The organism is Pirellulales bacterium (assembly GCA_036499395.1).
Classification (GTDB): Bacteria; Planctomycetota; Planctomycetia; order Pirellulales; family JACPPG01; genus JACPPG01.
Genome location: DASYDW010000129.1, coordinates 203,048 through 221,253, shown reverse-complemented (window position 1 = coordinate 221,253; position 18,206 = coordinate 203,048). Strand labels below are relative to the sequence as shown.

Annotated in this window: 16 protein-coding genes; 8 read left to right on the top strand and 8 right to left on the bottom strand. The window is 61.4% G+C overall.

What is annotated here, in order from left to right:
• Nucleotides 1–282: 282 nt before the first annotated feature.
• Together VGN12_26345 and VGN12_26340 are read left to right on the top strand one after the other, a co-directional pair.
• A complete protein-coding gene (locus VGN12_26345) occupies nt 283–894 on the top strand; it encodes a superoxide dismutase (protein HEY4313000.1) in 612 nt (203 codons plus the stop codon).
• Nucleotides 895–1,469: 575 nt separating this feature from the next.
• Complete coding sequence (locus tag VGN12_26340) at nt 1,470–2,540, top strand: hypothetical protein (GenBank protein ID HEY4312999.1); 1,071 nt, start codon at nt 1,470–1,472, stop codon at nt 2,538–2,540.
• Nucleotides 2,541–2,653: 113 nt separating this feature from the next.
• On the opposite strand, the gene VGN12_26335 is transcribed toward VGN12_26340, so the two are convergent.
• Entirely contained in the window at nt 2,654–3,529 is an 876-nt protein-coding gene (locus tag VGN12_26335; GenBank protein HEY4312998.1) for a hypothetical protein, read from the bottom strand.
• Between the two features lie 363 nt (nt 3,530–3,892).
• On the opposite strand from VGN12_26335, the gene VGN12_26330 reads away from it, so the two are divergent.
• The gene (locus VGN12_26330) at nt 3,893–4,621 is read left to right on the top strand and encodes a hypothetical protein (protein ID HEY4312997.1); all 729 of its coding nucleotides are present in this window, start codon (nt 3,893–3,895) and stop codon (nt 4,619–4,621) included.
• A gap of 467 nt (nt 4,622–5,088) precedes the next feature.
• Nucleotides 5,089–5,526, top strand: a complete 438-nt coding sequence (locus VGN12_26325) for a MaoC family dehydratase (protein ID HEY4312996.1) — start codon at nt 5,089–5,091, stop codon at nt 5,524–5,526.
• Nucleotides 5,527–5,606: 80 nt separating this feature from the next.
• Here VGN12_26325 and pruA read toward each other — a convergent pair whose 3' ends face one another.
• Nucleotides 5,607–8,687 (bottom strand): L-glutamate gamma-semialdehyde dehydrogenase, encoded by a 3,081-nt coding sequence (gene pruA / locus VGN12_26320; protein ID HEY4312995.1) that lies wholly within the window; start codon nt 8,685–8,687, stop codon nt 5,607–5,609.
• A 145-nt stretch (nt 8,688–8,832) separates the two neighbouring features.
• Between pruA and VGN12_26315 the strand changes: the two genes are divergently transcribed.
• From VGN12_26315 to VGN12_26305, 3 genes are all read left to right on the top strand, one after another.
• Nucleotides 8,833–9,570, top strand: coding sequence for an SDR family oxidoreductase (locus tag VGN12_26315; GenBank protein HEY4312994.1), 738 nt, complete (start codon nt 8,833–8,835; stop codon nt 9,568–9,570).
• Between the two features lie 240 nt (nt 9,571–9,810).
• Nucleotides 9,811–10,839 carry a hypothetical protein gene (locus VGN12_26310; GenBank protein HEY4312993.1) on the top strand — a complete coding sequence of 343 codons (1,029 nt, stop codon included), beginning with the start codon at nt 9,811–9,813 and terminating at the stop codon, nt 10,837–10,839.
• Nucleotides 10,840–10,994: 155 nt separating this feature from the next.
• Nucleotides 10,995–11,528 carry a hypothetical protein gene (locus VGN12_26305; protein HEY4312992.1) on the top strand — a complete coding sequence of 178 codons (534 nt, stop codon included), beginning with the start codon at nt 10,995–10,997 and terminating at the stop codon, nt 11,526–11,528.
• A gap of 192 nt (nt 11,529–11,720) precedes the next feature.
• Here VGN12_26305 and VGN12_26300 read toward each other — a convergent pair whose 3' ends face one another.
• The gene (locus VGN12_26300) at nt 11,721–12,713 is read right to left on the bottom strand and encodes an NADPH:quinone reductase (protein ID HEY4312991.1); all 993 of its coding nucleotides are present in this window, start codon (nt 12,711–12,713) and stop codon (nt 11,721–11,723) included.
• A 200-nt stretch (nt 12,714–12,913) separates the two neighbouring features.
• Here VGN12_26300 and VGN12_26295 point away from each other — a divergent pair, with 200 nt between their 5' ends.
• Entirely contained in the window at nt 12,914–13,687 is a 774-nt protein-coding gene (locus VGN12_26295; protein ID HEY4312990.1) for a phytanoyl-CoA dioxygenase family protein, read from the top strand.
• Nucleotides 13,688–13,803: 116 nt separating this feature from the next.
• On the opposite strand, the gene VGN12_26290 is transcribed toward VGN12_26295, so the two are convergent.
• The 5 genes from VGN12_26290 to VGN12_26270 form a co-directional block, all read right to left on the bottom strand.
• The gene (locus VGN12_26290; protein HEY4312989.1) at nt 13,804–14,844 is read right to left on the bottom strand and encodes a methyltransferase; all 1,041 of its coding nucleotides are present in this window, start codon (nt 14,842–14,844) and stop codon (nt 13,804–13,806) included.
• A 61-nt stretch (nt 14,845–14,905) separates the two neighbouring features.
• Entirely contained in the window at nt 14,906–15,811 is a 906-nt protein-coding gene (locus VGN12_26285) for a TIM barrel protein (protein HEY4312988.1), read from the bottom strand.
• Between the two features lie 117 nt (nt 15,812–15,928).
• A complete protein-coding gene (locus tag VGN12_26280; GenBank protein HEY4312987.1) occupies nt 15,929–16,339 on the bottom strand; it encodes a hypothetical protein in 411 nt (136 codons plus the stop codon).
• 22 nt (nt 16,340–16,361) lie between these two features.
• Nucleotides 16,362–17,333: a zinc-binding dehydrogenase gene (locus VGN12_26275; protein HEY4312986.1), complete on the bottom strand. Its 972-nt coding sequence runs from the start codon at nt 17,331–17,333 to the stop codon at nt 16,362–16,364.
• 71 nt (nt 17,334–17,404) lie between these two features.
• Nucleotides 17,405–18,070: a hypothetical protein gene (locus tag VGN12_26270; protein ID HEY4312985.1), complete on the bottom strand. Its 666-nt coding sequence runs from the start codon at nt 18,068–18,070 to the stop codon at nt 17,405–17,407.
• Between the last annotated feature and the right edge of the window lie 136 nt (nt 18,071–18,206).

Sequence of the window (18,206 nt, the reverse complement as noted above, 5' to 3'; positions counted from 1 at the left end):
TTCTTGCCTCGACAAACGGCGGTGGCGAGTACGCCGAGCTCGCGAAGCAATTCGGCAAGGCAAAGTCGAGCCTTTGGTTCGCCGTACTCCTTTGGCCGGGGCTCATTCTTTTTTGCTTGATCTATCTACGTCTTAGCTAGCTCAAGTGTCGTTCTCCGCCCGCTTTCAGGCTTGTTCACCGCCAGGCTCTGCCGTTGATTGCCCTTGCGAAACGGATCGGGTATGCTGCGCGCGTACTTACGATTTTTCGCGCTAGAATTGCCCGATTCGGAGATTACCACCATGGCTTATACCGTTCCCGACCTGCCTTATGCGTTCGATGCTTTAGAGCCGCACATCGACGCGCAGACGATGCAGATCCATCACGACAAGCATCACGCGGCGTACGTGACGAATTTGAACAACGCCATCCAGGGAACCGACCTGGGCAACCAAAGCATCGAGGCCTTGGTCTCGGCCATCGACAAGGTGCCGGAAAACATTCGCACCGTGGTGCGCAACAATGGCGGCGGTCACGCCAACCACTCGTTGTTCTGGACCGTGATGGGGCCCAAGGCGGGCGGTCAGCCGAGCGGCGCCTTGGCCGACGCGATCAAGAGTGACCTGGGGGGCTTCGACGCTTTCAAGGAAGCGTTCGCCAAAGCAGCCACCACGCGTTTCGGTAGTGGTTGGGCCTGGTTGAGCGTCGGCCCGGGCGGCAAGCTAGTTGTCGAAAGCACGCCGAACCAGGACAGCCCGCTGATGCACGGCAACACGCCGGTTCTCGGCCTGGACGTCTGGGAACACGCGTACTACCTGAAGTACCAGAACCGCCGGCCCGAATACATCGCCGCATTTTGGAACGTCGTCAATTGGTCGGCCGTCGCTGAGCGCTTCGCCGCTGCTAAGCGGTAGAGCGTTGTCGCGGGTCGAGCGCGATTCTTCATGAGATCCGCAGATTGCGCAGATAGACATAGATTGAAAAAGGGAGCGAAGCAGGTCGTTGGCGCACAAGCGCATCCACTGCTTCTTCCTGCTTCGAATCTGTGAAACCTGCGCAATCTGCGGATGCTTTCTTTAACGGGTCGCAGGCGGGTCGAGCCTGTGCTCAAACACCCGTGAATGCTGGCAGTGGAAAGCCCTTGTAACAGCAGCGTAGTTGCGATGCTCGCTAGCAACGCAGCGCGCTGCGATGGACCTGATACTGCTGTTGACGGCGCGCGGCTTCCTTCTATAATCCCCGCCCGGCGCATCAGGTGAGCACTCTGCCAATCGTTCCTTGCGAAGCGATTGTATGGAGTTGATCGTTGCCCTTGTCCGATAGTGTCATCTAGACAAAACATGTGTGCCTTGCCTTGCGCTAGACACATGTTGTGTTGCCCATCTTGTCAAACTTCAGAGAAGAGCCTGGTGCGCGGGCACGGCAAGGATGTCGTGCGGCCGGCTCCGTTCTCTGCCACATCTTCTTCTCTCTACAAGGCAACCGAGCCATGTACTTTCCTGTTGCGCAGGCAACCTGCGTTGCCCTCATGACTGTGGCCCTTGTTGGCTGCCAGAGCGGTGTGCATTGGCCGTGGGCCAAGAAGGAAGCCGCCGTTTCGCAAGCCTATCCCAGCGGTGCAACGCCGGCGGGCGGTTACTCGAATCAGGCCGCCTCGAACGTTCAACTGCCGACCACGACGACGCAACCTTATAACGTCGGCAATAACTACGCCCCGGGTGGCAACACGTCGGCCTCGACCGGCGGTGTCTATCCCGAAGCTGCCACGGCCGCCACGGCTGCGACTTATCCGGGCGCCCCGGCAACCACCGCGGGTAGCGCCTACGGCGCACCGCCGGCCTACGCCGGTGCGACAGGAAGTAATCCCGCTGGCGGCGGTTTGCCGAGTTCCTACGGAACGCCCGGTTATGCCGGTACCGGAGCGGTCGGCGCCCAAGAAGGTGCCTACGGTAGCTCGGTAGCGCCCGCTGCGAATGGCGCTTACGGGGCCAGCGGTGCCACATCGCCCTATGGTGCGACGGCGGCTGCCAGTCCTTATGGTGCGACGCCTCCGGCGGGTGCCTACGGTGCCGCGGCGCCGGCGGCCTCTTACCCGCAGACGGCTTCGACGTATCCTCCGACGGGCGCTACGCCGTCGTATCCGCCGGCCAGCGCTCCGGCTGCTGATGCGGGCTCTTACGGTGCTGGAACAGCGGTCGCGCAGACAGCGGACAGCCGCTACTCGCGATACGACAGCCCCTCAAGTGCTCCCGCCACCGGCTATTCGAGCCCGGCGGCCCCGGCCAGCTATCCCAACAGCCCGGCCACTCCGGCGGCCAGCACGCCTTATCAGGGTTCGGCCTATCCGGCCATGCCGACTTCGACGACCGCTCCGGCGGCCAGCAACGCTCCCTACCGTCCGGGCGGTACATCGGATTATGTGCCGACGTCTCCGGGAGGCAGCGTCCCCAGCGGTTACGGTGCGACGGCTTCGGGCGTTCGTCCGGCCAGCTACGACAGTGCAACACCTGGGATGGTGCCTGTTACTGGGCTGAACGAAGTTGCGACGCCCAATCCGTAAGCGTTCGCTCCTGAAACGAATCAATCAGAAGTTGCCCGGCGCCATCTCGGCCCGGGCAACTTTTTTTGTTTCTGAGCTCGAAGTTGGCGCTCGTCCGAGCAGCCTGGCTGCTGCTACTTTGGCGGATCGAACGACACGAAAGCGCTCGGCAGGCGCTGTATGATCCAGGATCGCGACACGAAGCGTTGCAAGTGCGCGATCAGCGTGCGCTCGTTCGCACGGAGTGCCTCGGGGTCGGATCGCGAGCCGTCGGTAGGCGCCGCTGCGTTAACGGTCTCGGTCGCGCGGCGGTCCACGCGCACGGCCCACAGTATTCCGTAGCAGTCGCGGAAGTCGCGCCATAGGCGCTCCGCCGGATCAGCGACTGTGGTTCTCGATGGCCATCCTAGCGCGGGGAGTGCCGCGGCCAAGGCGAACAAGCTTAAGGCGACAGGCACGCGCCAGGTGTGGTCGATGCCAAGCTTATCACCCAGCGGTAAGTAGTCGGCCAGCAGGACGACCTGTGCTGCGCCGTACAGAATACTGGCGGGCCAGTAACGCGTCGGCAGATAGTTGACCCAACCGACAGCGATCAAGAGGGCCACGAATCCTCGCCAGGCCGAGTCCAGCGATATCGGTCGGCCGTAGTGGTAGATCACGTCTTGTAGCGCCGGTAGCGCCAGGACGAACCACAGGGCGAGCACGATGATGTGCCACGCCCGCTCCTGTGGGCGCTTGGCCCCGAGTACGGCCATCGTAGGGCAGAACGTCGCCACGGCTGCCACATAGCGCGCGGCCCCCAGCCAGCGCGGCGTGCCTTCGGAAACGAGTAGCGCCAAGAATTCGACGCCGACCAGCACAGCTAGGGCCAAGAGCGCCCAGCACCACGGCGCGAGGAGGGTCGTTCCGCGTACGTACCGGCGAGCCAGGCCGAGCGCTGCAACGATCACCACGGCGGGAACCGTGAAGCAGATCGCGTAGAGCCAGGGGGCGGGGGAATCGAATGTCATCCGAGGCGAGTGGGCCGTTATTGGCGATGCAACCGCTACAGTCTGCGCGGGCGTTGCAAAAAGGCAACACGCCGATTCGCCCCTCTATCTTAGCAGCAACCACCTGCTACCGAACAAGATAAGCACTATGCCTCGGCGATTGGCAGACTAAAACGGTTGGCGAAAAAACAACGGTTGCGTTTGCTCTACCGATAAACGCGGGGCATGTTTCCTTGTGACTTGTGCCGTCCGCCACATTGGGCCGCCGCGGTAATCAACCCGCGAGCTATGAGGATCAGGTTTCCTCCCCTTGGCCCGGCGGGCGCCACACGTCCCCCGTTTCATGCCGCGAGAGGCCGTTGGGGTGCAGAAGGAGGAGCAACCATGTCAGCCGTTTTTTCGCCAGCAGTGCGCCGGAGTCTGATGTTGGCGCTAGTCGTCGGTTTGGGGTTGGTGTTTGTCAGCGAGGCGAGCGCGATCCACAGGCGCCGTGTCGTCGTGACCTACGGTCCCGGTTATGTCTCGCCCGCGTTCGCCGGGCCGAGCAGCTTTAATCCCGTCGGCTTCGGCTTTGGTGGCTATAGCTACGGTGGCTATCCGTACTACGGGTACTACGGATACTTGCCTGGGCCGTACGAAGGCTTCTCGGGCTATGCACCAGGCGGCGGTCCGTTTTATGGACAGGTCGCTTACAACGCCTACGCCGCGGCGCAGGCTACGGGGTTGGACGCCACGGCGGCCGGACAGAGCGCCATTATGCCGCCGGGATACGATCCGGCCTGCTTCATGACGCCGCATGCGTATCGACGCTATGTACGCCGGTTGAATCGCACGCTGGCCAGTTGCTGCTACTGGGGTTGGGGATGTCCGCTGGTTGCACCGTGCGCTTACGGCGCGATGCTGGGAACCTCGGCCCTCGTCGATGGCGACGGCGAAGAGTTCATCGATGGTTACACGGGCGATGTCACCGACGAAGTGATCGGCATCGACCCCAGCGCGACCGACGGTGAGCAAGTCGCGCCTCCGACCGAAGCGGCGCCACTCGACGGCACACCACGTAACAACGGACCACTCAACGATTCGCCACGTCCGGCCTTGGAACCGTCGTTCTAATGATCCGGCTGACCGGCCTTGAAACCTTCGGACGCTAGTTCCCTCTCGGCCGCATGCTGCCTTCGGGGAGAAGGATGGCAACAAAAGCGGAGGGCACTGGCACGTCGGGCGCGACTCGGAAACGAGACGCGCCCGTTTTTCTTTCCAGGCCCACGCAATCCGAGCGATACAGTTTGCCGGATCGACACATCTGAACGTGCGAGACGGCGCGCCAGGATCGGCTCCAGACGAACGTTCGGTGGTGCCGATACTACTAATACAATTGCCGGGAGGGCGGGGCACACACCTAGGGCTGCCCCGTTTCAGGATAGAGGTCATGGTAAGTCGACGGATCGAATTACCATGACCTTTTTTTGCGCGCACAGGTCGAGGCAGATTCGCCTGCCGTGCGTCGGTTTGCGAACCGGCCGCGACGCTGGTCTACTGGCGACGGACTAGAATCGCCGCTTCCGCCCGAGACCGCCCGTATGACTCAGCCGCGCATTCGTTCGCGCATCCCGGAAAAGTTCGCCGTGGGAGAGCGCGTCTCGTTCACGCGCACTTTCAGCGACGGCGACATGTCGCTGTTTATCGGCGCCACGTGGGATATCAATCCCTATCACACCGACGACACGTTCACCGCGACGACACGCTTCAAGCGGCGGATTCTGCCCGGGCTGCTGCCAGCCAGCATGGCGACGCACCTGGGTGGACTGTGGGGATTTCTGGCCACGGAGATGAACCTGGAATTTGTGGCGCCGGTCTATATCGGCGACACCGTGACGATCGAGGTCGAGATCACGGCCGTCGAAGAGCCGCGGCAAAAAGTTCGGGCTCGCTGCCGCTGGGTGAACGCCGAAGGGGTCGAGGTTCTGCGTGGTGGATTTGCTGGTTATCCCGCACAGCGTGTCACCGACGGCGAGTAATTCGTCTCGCATAAATGCTTTTTCAAATCGCACTGCTGGGCAAGCCAGCAGTGGCACCACACGCTGGTTTTGAAGCAGCTTTACGAGCCTTCGCCGGTCGTGGGGGCGAAGCCGCGGCGCATCGTATTTTCTGTCACGGTGCGGGGGACGACAAACTGCAGCAGATATTCACCGCCGCCCGCCTGGCTACCGATGCCCGACATCTTGAAACCACCAAAGGGTTGTCGTGCGACGAGCGCGCCGGTGATGGGCCGATTCAGGTAAAGGTTGCCCACCATCATCTCGCGCTGCGCCCGATCGAGATGCGCGGGGCTGCGTGAGAAGATGCCCCCGGTGAGAGCATAGTCGGTACCGTTGGCGATCGTGATCGCTTCGTCGAGGTCTGCAGCGCGAAGCACAGCCAACACCGGGCCGAAGATTTCCTCTTGAGCGATCCGCGCGTCGGGCGCCACATCCGCGAAAATATGTGGCCCGATGTAATATCCCTTGCCGGCCAAATCTCCGACGTCGACAGCGAGCAATTCGCGCGCTTCGCCGCGGCCAATTTCGATGTACTCCTTGATGCGATCGTAAGCCTCGGCGTCGATCACGGGAGCAACCGAGGTCGCCGGATCATCGGCCGGACCGACCTTCAGGCTGCGTGTCGCCTCGACCAGTCGCGTGAGGAACTGATCGTAAACCGCGCTGAGCACGATCACGCGCGAACAGGCCGAGCATTTTTGCCCCTGGTAGCCGAACGCACTTTTCACGACGCCGAGCACGGCTTCGTCCAGGTCGGCATCGTCGTCGATGATGATGGCGTTCTTACCTCCCATCTCGGCGATCACGCGTTTGACACGTGGACTGCCCGGCACGCCCGACGTTTCCGCCGCGCGACGGTTGATCGTTAATCCGACGCTGCGCGAACCGGTGAAAGCAATCACGGCCGTGTCGGGATGATCGACGAGCGCCGCCCCCACGGTTTCGCCCGGACCAGACAAGTAGTTGAGCACGCCGGCTGGCATCCCAAGCTCTTGAAAGATCTCGATCAATCGGGCAGCAATGACGGATGACTGCTCGGCCGGTTTCATGACGACGGTATTTCCGGTCACGAGCGCGGCAGCGGTCATGCCGGTGAGAATCGCCAGCGGAAAATTCCACGGCGCGATGACCACGGCCACCCCGCGCGGCAGATGCAGGAAGCGGTTCTCCTCCCCCGGCACGTCGCGGCCCCGTTCACTTTGCAGGGCGATGGCCTGGCGGGCATAAAACTCCAAGAAGTCGATGGCCTCGCACACATCACCGTCGGCCTCGCGCCACGGCTTGCCGCATTCGTATACTTCCCACGCGGCCAGCTCGAAACGACGCTCGCGTAGGATCTGGGCGGCGCGAAGAAGGAAGTCGGCGCGCTCTTCGACGGGACGCGTGCTCCAACCGGACTGGGCGGAGCGCGCGGCGGCGATGGCACGCTCGGCTTCGGCGCGTCCTGCCGCGGCGACGATGCCGACGATCCGCTCTTTGTCCGAAGGATCGATCGACGTCAATTGATCGTTCGTCTCGACCGGTCGCCCCCCGATCCACAGCGGGTGAAACTGGCCGAAGGCGGAACGCACCCGGCCGAGCGCCTCCTGCATCGCCTGACGGCTCTCGGCTTTCGAGAAATCGGCTAGCGGCTCGTTGCGAAATTCTTTGAGAACCACGACGGGGGCCGGCGCTTTTGCAGGAGCAGCCGGCGCCTCGGGGGCGCGGCTACGTTCAACGGGGTTCATCAGCAGAGTCTCCGGCGAGATATGTTCGGCAAAGCTCGCCCGCAGAAAGGAATCGTTCGAAGTGTTTTCCAGTAATCGGCGCACAAGGTAAGCCATGCCGGGGATCAACTCGCCGTAGGGCATGTAGATCCGCATCCGGTAGCCCATATCGACCAGGACCTGCTTTTCGGGATCTCCCATGCCGTAGAGCATCTGCAATTCGAGCCCCGATTCCGGCAAACCCAGATGCCGCGCCACGGCCAGGCCATGCGCAAGCGATCGTATGTTGTGGCTGCCGAGCGCCGGTCGCAGGAAAGTGTGATTCGCGAGCAAGAAGCGCGTCAGGCGTTCGTAATTCGCGTCGGTTTCCCATTTGCGCTCGAAAACCGGAACGGGCCAGTCGAGCTGCCGGGCCAGCACGGTTTCGTAATCCCAGTACGCCCCCTTCACCAGGCGAACCCAGACGGGCGTGCCACGTTTGCGAGCCCAATCGGCCAGCACGCGCAGATCGTTCTCTGAGTCCTTCAGATATGCCTGAATGACAATGCCCACGTGCGGCGTGCCGCGGAATTCGTCCTCTTGCATGATCTGGCGAAAGATTGCGAGCGTCAGATCTTTGACCTTGTACGATTCCATGTCGACGTTGACGAAGGCGCGCGCTTTGCGCGCCGCGCGCAACAAGACGCGCAAGCGCCGGCCAACGCGCTCCGTAGTTCCCACGGGGTCGATCGGGTCGAACTGGCTGTCGAGCGCCGAGAGCTTTACCGAGACGTTGACTCGCGGCAGATTACCCCCGGCGTCGCGATCGATCTGCGGCACGTCGGGCCAGGAATTCACGGTTGGCGCGATGCCCGCGATCAGATCCAAATATTCTTGCAGGTATCGATCGGCTTCGGCCTCGCTGGCCACGGCTTCGCCCAGGATGTCGATCGTGAAGGCGCGATGCAGTTTGCGTTCGTGCATGGCGACCGCGAGTACTTCGTCGGCGTTGGTGCCCGCGATGAAACGTCGGGCGTGCGCCAGGGCATTGCGACGCGTGGCAATGGCCAAAGCGCGGCCGGCCAGCGAACGGGGCGTGGCAACCGACAGTCCGAGGCGGGCCGGGGCGGGGAGAAACCGCGCCACGTCGTCGAAGTATTCGTGCAAGTGACGGGTCAACGACTCGCCCGAATCGAGCATAGGCAAAACATCCAGCAAGCGGAACATCTGCACCTTGACCGATTCGTCGCGCATGGCCCAAGCCATGATGCGATCGTCCCACCAGCGGCGCTCGAGGACATTCGGCCGCCGGTCGGCCAGGTGATCGAAGATGTGGCGGCCGATACGGCGCGTCTCCGCTTCGATCGTCGTCAGGTCTTTATCGGTCAGAGGGGCAATCAATGCCGTGGGCCTTTCCAGGACTTCAGAGACGTTTCCTGAGGAATCGTATGCCATCGGCCGTATCGGCGGCAAATGGGAGGGCCTGGGACGCCGAATTCCGCCGAGCGACGCGCCCCCTTGCCTTTGTGCTAGGTGGGCTCGATAACTTCCTCTGCAACGGCGCGCGTAGCGTCCGTCGCTGAACAACGAAAGGCTTACGATGTCGAAACGCTTGGCAGGAAAAACGGCCCTGGTCACCGGGGGCGGCACCGGTATCGGTTTAGGTGTGGCGCTGGCGCTAGCGCGTGAGGGGTGCCGGGTGGCGATCGCCGGGCGTCGGCGCGAACCGCTCGAGGCGGCCTGCAAGCTATTCGACGGTACGCCGCCAATGAGTTGTCACCCCGTCGATGTGGGGGAACTCGTCAGCGTCGGGGCGCTGTTTCACTGGTCGATGGCGACTGTTGGCCCTCTGGATATCCTGGTCAACAGCGCCGGAGTGAACGTGCGAAAGCGCACCACGGCCGAGCTCTCGCCCGAGGACTGGGACAAGATGATGCGCATCAACGCCAGCGGAGCGTTTTACTGCATGCGTGCGGTGCTACCTGAAATGCGGGCTCAGCGCAATGGCCTGATCGTCAATATTTCCTCGATCGCGGGCATACGTTCTTCGCTCCTAGGAGGCGTCGGCTACACGGCGTCGAAATTCGCCATGACCGGGCTCGGAACGACCGTGGGGCGCGAAGAGGCGACCCATAATATCCGCGTCACGAACGTTTACCCCGGCGAGGTCGAAACGCCGATCCTCGACAATCGGCCGGTGCCGGTCAGCGCCGAGCATCGAGCGCGGATCCTGCAGCCCGAAGATGTGGCGGACGCCGTGCTGATGGTGGCCTGCCTGCCGGCGCGGGCCCATATCACGGACCTGGTGATCAAGCCGACGAGCCAGGATTTCGCGTAGGCCGGAAAGTTGTTTGGCGTTTTCGTGCCAATGACTGGATTCTCGCTCGCGCACGCGTCAGAATGAACGACTGGCGCGGCGGCGCTCCGGGCGAGTCGGCGAGGACGCTCACCACTCAGCCAAAAAAACCCTCTCCCCTCGTGGGGAGAGGGCTTTTTTTCTACCCGTGACATCTCCTGTTCGTTGGAGATTGCCAGGAGCGAACGCGCGCGGCGGAACAGAACACGAAGGGGGTTTCGCATGGCACGCGCGTCGTTCTTAGTGGCGTGTGGTCTGGGACTGTTGGTCGGGGCGACGAACGCTCGATTCTGCGCCGCCGCCGATGATCCACCAGCAAGTACGGCCAAGGCCGATCCCGAAGTGCTGAAGATCCACTTGATGGATGGATCGCAAATCGGTGGCAAGCTCGCGGCGCGTGACCTGGAAGTGGAAACCGCGTTCGGGAAATTGTCGATCCCCGTCGCGGCGATCGTCAGCCTAACCCCTGGCTTGGGAAGCCACCCACAAATCGGGCAAAGCCTGAGCGAATTGATCGAGAAGCTCGGCTCGCCCGTTTTCTCGGAGCGCGAGGGGGCGCAGAAATCGCTGATCGCAATGGGCCCGTCGATTCGCGTTAAGCTGGCACGCCATGCCGAAGACGCCGATACCGAACGTCGCAGCCGCGTAAAGGCGATTCTCGAGGAATTCGACCAAGCCGAGGAAGACGCCGAAAACGACGAATCGACTCCAGCGCCGAAATTGATTGAACACGACACGATCGAAACGACGGACTTCACCGTCGTCGGCAAGGTCGTGCAGCAGGAGTTCGAGATCGCCAGCCAATACGGCGTGCTGAAGGTGAAGCTCAGCGACATCCGCCGCATCGAGCGCGACGCGGTGGAAAAACGGGATACGCAGAAAACCGTGGCTGTCGATGGCACGAACCTGGTGGCCCGCAATATCAAGGACACCGGCGTCCGCGTCGAACGGGGCGACAAGATCACGTTTGCCGCCGACGGCACGATCACGATGACGCCGTGGGGAAATCAGGCGCTCAGCACGCCGGACGGAGCGCCGAACTACGGGTGGTTCGTGCCGAATAAGATTGCCGGCGGAGCGCTGGTGGGCAAGATCGGCCCGAACGGCAACGTATTTCGCATCGGATCGAAGCATACGCTCACGGCCGATCGCTCGGGCGTGCTGCAACTGGCCGTGGCCATGCAAGGCGACCCGCAGAATCAACAGTTCCCCGGCGAGTACCGGGTGAAGATCCGCGTGAAGCGAAAGTAGCACGAGGGCGGCTCACGTAGTAGCGCGCGATACCTACTAGCCCGCAGCGCGAGCGAGGGAATGGACGGAGCCCCTCACTGGCGATTCGAGCTAGTGTGAGACCGATTATTTCTTCGTCCTGTCTGCTAGCCAAGAGTGCGAGTGAGGCACGGAATATGAGATGCGCATTAACAGGCGTGGCAGCGTTTTTGTTTTGCGTAATCGTCGCATTAATTGGCGTACTAGGTTTGGCGCACCGCGCAAAACTCGATGGTATTGTGGGCCTCTATCATCCGAAAAAGTTAACCATCCGCATCCGCGTGATTGACACGGACGAGCGGCTACCAGTTTCGGGCGCGCGCATTTCGTTCGTTCTCCGCGATTGGATGCATCTGTCCGACGCGCTCGAGAGCTTCGATAAAGTACGCGTCTTTGAACAACAGCAGCTCACGGACGGCGGCGGGTACGTCGAAATCGTTCGCGAAATCCCGGCTAGGTCAACCAGGAACACGAGCCGCAATCGCGAACTGCTATTCGAGCGGTGCTGGTTGAAAGGGGAAGCGCCGGGACACCCGGTCGTATACCTCGCACTGGAAGGTTGCGCGGGAGCCGTCGATCGCGGCTACGATGACGATACTCCGCTCCAAGTGCTCATGGTCATGAACAAAACTCCTTCAGCCGAAGTTGAAAGCACAATTTCCCCTGAATAGCTGTAGGGTGCGTCCGCGACGCACCGCATTGCTCTCGTTGCCCACGACGAGGTCCTGAAAGAGACTTCGATCCGCGGATGACGTAGACTCTCGCAGAGCAAAAGGAAGACGGTGCGTCACGGACGCACCCTACCTCGAACTAACCACTGCTTCGTCCTGCCTGCCACCCTCTGTTTACTGCCAACTTCTTCCTCACGGCACGAGCACGATCTTGCCTGCCAGTGTGCCGGACTTTTGCAGCGTGTTTTCTTCTTGCAGCTTGTGGGCTGCCGCGGCTTCGGAGAGCTTGAATTCGCGGCCGATGCGCGGTTTCAGTTTTCCCTCGCTCATCCAGCGGTTGATGTCCTCGGCGCAGGCCCGATGCTCGGCGGCCGAGGAATTGAACATGGCGAAGCCGTGTAGCGCACAGTCTTTCACGTAGAAGGGCCCGACGGGAAATACGGGGCGCGCGTCACGGCCGGCCATCAGGATCATGCGGCCGCGAATGGCTAGCAAGCCCACGGTGCGATCGAAGTTCGCGTCGCGCAGCGTTTCCCACCAGACGTTGACGCCTTGCGGCGCGAATTTGCGAATCTCGGCATCGACGTCGGCCGTTTTGTAATTCAGGGCCAGGTCCGCCCCCAGTTCGCGGCAGATGGCAACCTTCTCGTCGCTTCCGGCTGTCGTGATGACGCGGGCTCCCGTGGCCTTAGCCATTTGAACAACGGCCGCACCGACACCCCCTGTTCCGCCATTAACGAACAGCGTTTCGCCAGATTGCAACTTGGCGCGACCGAACAACCCGAGGTGCGCCGTGATGCCCACCAAGGCGCCAGCCGCGGCCGAACGATCGTCGACGCCGGCCGGCGTGGGATACAGCCATTGCTCGTTGACGGCCGACAGCTCGGCGAACGAACCTTGCCGGCCGGCCATTCCTTGATTGCTGGCCCACACGCGATCCCCCGGCTTGAACCGCGCGGCGCCGGGTCCGCATTGTTCGACAACGCCGGCCAGGTCCGATCCGATAACGAAGGGGCTCGGCAACTCGGCTTTGACCAGCCCACCGCGGATGTAAGTGTCGATCGGGTTCACGGCCACGGCCTTCACGCGAACCAGCACCTCACCCGCCGCGGGACGCGGATCGGGCAGATCGCCGTAGATAATCGATTCGGGCGGACCCGGTTGTTTGACGTAAGCGGCTTTCATATTCGGCACTCCCTGCAGCGTGTAAGCGAGCTTCGCCCATCCCCCGTGACGCGGGTTATTCGACGAGCAATTTGGGTACACATGCAAGTGCGATTATCGGTCTGGCGAAGCGCTTGGCAAGGTCCGCGCAACACGCAGCCGATTTCCGACCTTGATATAGTGAGAGGCGCTGTCACGACCGTGTGCCAAGGAGCCTTTTTATGTCGAGCGTGCTGTCGGGCGCGGATCTGGTCGCCTTCGATCGCGACGGATATCTACTGGTGCGGCAACTTTTCGACGCCGAGGAGATGTCGATCCTGCTCACTTTCGCCCGGCAGGATCCGGCACTCGCTGCCGGAGCTTACGCGCGCAAAGATGCCTCGGGCAACGAGACGCGGCTGGCCTTGTGGAATCATGCCGGCGAAGACCTGTACAGCATGTTCTCGCGGTCGCCGCGGATTGTCGACCGGATGGAAAACCTGCTGGGGGGCGAGGTCTATCACTACCACACCAAGATGATGCTCAAGGAGCCGCTCGTGGGGGGCGCGTGGGAGTGGCACCAGGATTACGGCTATTGGTATCACAACGGCTGCTTGTTTCCGCTGCTGGCCAGTTGCTTGATCGCCGTGGACCAGGCGACGCGCGAAAATGGCTGCCTGCAAGTGCTGCGGGGCTCGCACCACATGGGGCGGATCGATCACGGTCGCGTTGGCGAGCAGACCGGCGCCGACATGGAACGCGTCGAAGAAGCGCTTCGGCGGATGGAGCTGGTCTATGTCGAGGCCGAGCCGGGGGACGCGCTGTTCTTTCACTCGAACCTGTTGCACCGCTCGGACCAGAACCGCTCGCCGCGCTCGCGCTGGTCGTTGATCTGTTGCTATAACGCGGCGCGAAACGATCCGTACAAAGATTCACGGCATCCACGGTATGAACCACTGGTGAAGGTGACTGACGGGGCGATCAAAGAATGGGCCGGGCGAGCGGCGGCGAGTTGAGCGTGGAATGCGAGCGCATTCAGCGGGCATGCTTATTCCGTCGTTGGCGGAAAAAAGGCATGGCACTCCGGAGTATGGCAACGCGGCACGGCAAACTTCAGTAACTGCAGCTGACACTAATTCCGTCGCACGGCCTCGATCACGTGCGATTTTGACTTGGTCGGTACGATGCGCGTCAGCTCGAAGCCGGCTTCGGAGAGCAGCGCCCGGAATTCTTCGGCTGTGCGTTCCAAGCCGCCGGCCATGACCAGCATGTTCAGGTCCATCAGTTTGCCGAAATCGGGCTCGTTGCGCCCCTTCAGCACCAGTTCGACCAAAAGCAGCGTGCCGGACGGTTTCATAGCGCTGTGAATGTTGCGCAAGATTCGCAGGCTGTCGACGTCATGCCAATCGTGAATCACGGTCGACAGAATGTAGGCGTCGGCGCCGGTGGGGATCGACGCGAAGAAGTCGCCGCCGATCGCTTCGCAGCGATCCGACACGCCTTGCTCGGTCAGGAACTGCCGGGTCTGCTCCATCACGCTGGGCAAGTCATAAACAGCGCCGCGCAGAGCGGGATTGGCCTTGAGAATTGCCGAGATCAGCGTGCCGCGGCCACCGCCGACGTCGATCAACTTCTGGAACCGGCCGAAATCGTAGGCTTCGACCGCCGCGACGTGCGTTTGGCTCGTCAGCTCGGTCATGGCGCGATGAAAAATGCGGGCTGATTCCGGGTGTGTCTCGAAGTAGTCGAACACACCAACGCCGTATTGCAGGTTGAACGAGGTTTTGCCCAACCGCACGCCATCCAAGAGCCGTCCCCAGGCGACGTAATGCTCCTCGGCCATCATCACCGTCGAGGCCCACAATGAACGCGTCGCGTTTTTGCGCAACAGTTCCGCCATGGGCGTCATGTTAAAACGGCCTTGCGCGTCCTCGCTGAATACGCCGAGGCTGGCCAAGGCGCGCAGCAGCCGGTACAGCGACGGAGCGTGCGCGCCGACGATCGCGGCGAGCTCCTCGGCCGTTTTGGGACCATCATGAATATGGTCGGCCAGCTCGAGCTTCGCGGCAGAGTAAACCGCCTGTATCGGCCAATTGCCCGCGACGAGCTGCATCAAGCGGCTCTCGGGCGAGGCGTTTTCTTCACGTTGGTCGAGCGCTTCTTTGTTCAGCATCCGTTCCGCCAGTCTACAAGTTGCGTGTTAATTCCGATTCGGGGCTTTGGACCTCTGTTACTCACCAGACATCCGCGGCAGCGACGCCTTGCGCCGCGGCCAATTCGGTACCCTTGGGCCGGCATTCCAGACCGACGTAGCCGCGATAGCCGAGGTCGAAGGCTTCTTTCAACACCCGGTTGTAGTGAATCTCGCCGGTGCCGGGTTCGTTGCGGCCGGGATGGTCGGCCAGTTGCAAATAGCCCACCTGGTCGAAACCTTCTTTCAGCCGGCCGCACAGGTCTCCTTCGCTGATGTGCATGTGATAAAGATCCCAATTGATCTTCACCATGGGCGAATCCACTTCGCGGCAAATGCGCACCGCTGCCGGGCTGCCATACAGGCAGTGTCCTTTGTGATCGACACGGATATTCATCGGCTCGAGGATCAGCATCACCTCGTGCTCCTCGGCGATCGGCGCGGCGCGCTTGAGAGCGGTAATGATGTTCTCATGCATTTGCGCCTGCGTCATGCCAGGCTGGTCGTCTCCGCCGACGACACACATTTTCTTACAGTCGAGCTGCTTCGCGACACGGCACCCCTGATCGACCGCTTCGACGAAATCGCCGTGATTCTTGGGATCGTTCATGCCGGGGCTGAATCCCCAGGCGGTGAACTGCGCGATCGCGATCTTCAGCTCTTTGCAGAGCTCGGCGACCGCGGCCAGATCCTTTCCTTGCCAGGGCCAGAACTCGACGGCGGGAAAGCCAAACGCCGCGGCAGCCCGCAGCCGATCGAGAAACGGCAGCTTGGTCCACCACATTTCGACATTGACGGCAAACTTGGTGTGCGGCGTGCGGCCGAGATTCTTGGTGTGGACGATGGTGCCGTACGAGGTTTCAGCCGCATGGAGAACGGGCAAAGCGGTCAGCGCGCCCGTAACAGCCAATGACGATTCAAGGAATCTACGTCGATCAAGCGAACTCATGGCATGAATCCAGGATGCATTGTTAGTGGGTACAAACACTCGACGCGTGTCGACAGCGTGACTAACCTTCTCGAATAATCCTTGCCGTGTCAGTAAGAGCATCCGGCGGAAGCGAGATTAGTCCGGTTCTCTCCAGAGCTTGCCTTCAGGCTTTAAAACGTCGATTTCAATCGTTAATCCATTGTACGTGTCGAGAATCACGGCATTGTTATCGCGGAGCCAAAGGCCGCCAACAATGAATGGACGCGACGGCTCAACACCTGCGTCAAGTTCCAGTTTGACACTCGATGCACTCTGGAATTCGATTAGCAGTTTTCGGCAAGCAGGTTGTTGCAGACTGGGCCATGCTCCCTCTTCAATCCAGATTGGCACTCGCGCTATTCCAGCAATTGCGTCAAACTCAACGTCGGAAACCCACAAGACGCCGTCGCGGACTTCGTCGGCACACCTTTTCAAACTTTGGCCATCTTTAATCTGAAGCATAGGCGTTGGCGTCGCCATCTTCTTGTGCCCCGTCGTGGCAGTCACCGTTGCGACTCGGATCCTCGATTTAACGGGCGCGCGGAAACTCGACGAGCACTTTCTGCGCGCCGTCGACGCGATCGCGGAACGTGTCGAACGCGGTTTGGATTTTCGCGAGCGGGAAGCGGTGCGTCACCAAAGCGGCCAGATCAATGCGCCCTTCGCCGATCCAGCGCATAGCCAGCGGGAAGTCGCGCGTGAAGTCGGGATCGACGCTCGTGTGGACCGTAATGTTCTTGTAGAAGAGGTCCTTCCAACGCAGCGAATCGATCGTCTCGGGCGGCACGCCGAACGACAGGATGCGGCCGTACTTCGCGCACAGATCGATGCACACATCGAGCGCCTGATCTTCGTGTCCGACGGCCTCAATCACGACGTCGGCCAGATTTCCACCAGTAATCTTGCGGACTGCTTCGACCGGATCTTCTCGGCTGCTGTCGACGACCGCGGTAGCGCCCATCTTTTCGCTCATCGCCAGCCGCGACGGCAGCTTGTCGACGCCGATGATCTCGCGCGCGCCGAGATTGCGCAGGCTGGCGTTAAAGAGTTGTCCGATCGGTCCTTGCCCGACGACGACAACGTCCTTGTCGAGAAAGGTGGGAACCTTTTTCAGTGCGAAGATCACCGTGCCCAGCGGTTGCGCGAGGAGTGCCTGTTCGGGCGGGCGGCGATGGTCGAGCGGAATGGCGCGATCTTCGCTGAGCGTGTAGCGCTCGAACAAGCCATGCTGACGGACCGGAACGGCCAGTACGCGATCGCCCGCTCGAAAACGCTGGCCGGTCGTCGAAACGACCGTGCCGACCATTTCGTGCAACGAATAACCGATGGGTTGCGGGTAAACCGTGTGAGCCGAATCGAAGTACGGCAGATCCGATCCGCACAGGCAAGAGATGTGTGGCTCGAACAGGATCTGACCCGGCTCGGACGACTTGGTCAGCTCGGGCTCGGGAATATCAACAAGTTCGATCTTACGTCGGGCGAGAATATGTCCAGCAAGCAAGCGGTGTACTCCATCGAAAGGGACAATTTAAACCGGGCGACCGTTCAAACACGGCAACAGTGGCCAGGCAATTATTGTGGAAACGGCGACGATGGCCGTAGCGGCTTTTCCGCCTTTTGCGCGTCTTTCAGGTATTCTGCCATGTACTTGCGCTCGTCGTCGGAGAACCTGGTGCTCTTCGACTCCTCGGCGATCGTCCATTCGATCGCCTCGATTTGCAATTCGAGCAGTTTCTTGTCCTTATTTTTCGACCACCACGCGGCGGCAAGCTCCGGGCTGCTTAATCCATGCTCGGCACAGTAGCTCGGGCGAAGAACAAACGGACGTGAATCGCCTTTGTTCCCACGAGCGTAAGGGAGCGTTCCAAATGGTTGCAGATGACCGCAGATGATGTCCGCGCAGGCCCGACCGACGGTCCAGTTCTCTTTGACCCACGCTCCGTCGTTCGTAAAGCTGTACCGGTCGTCGTCCAGTCGTTTGATCACAGCGGGAAATGCGTCCAATCCCAGCGAGCGAAGCTTTTGCCATGCCTCGAAAACTCGCTTCTGCGCCTCGCGGTCAAAGCCCTCGGGATACTTCATCCCGGGGCCGCGTCGCGTCGGGGCAACATTCGGAGAAACGAGTTGGTCGACGAGTTCGGCGATTTCCTTTTCCGGCAATCGCGGGTCGTCGACGGTGGGGGCCGGGGCGGCGCTCAATAGAATCGGCATCAGGACGACGAACATGTCATGAAGCACAAGACACCTCCCCTCGACCACGGCTCGCAGGAAACGACGGGGTCATTGTAAGTCGAACTGGCGACGCGTGAGAATAGCCAGGAATTGTCGCGGATTTGACTTCCGACAAGTCGCGGCACATGCTGGCTTGGCCTCG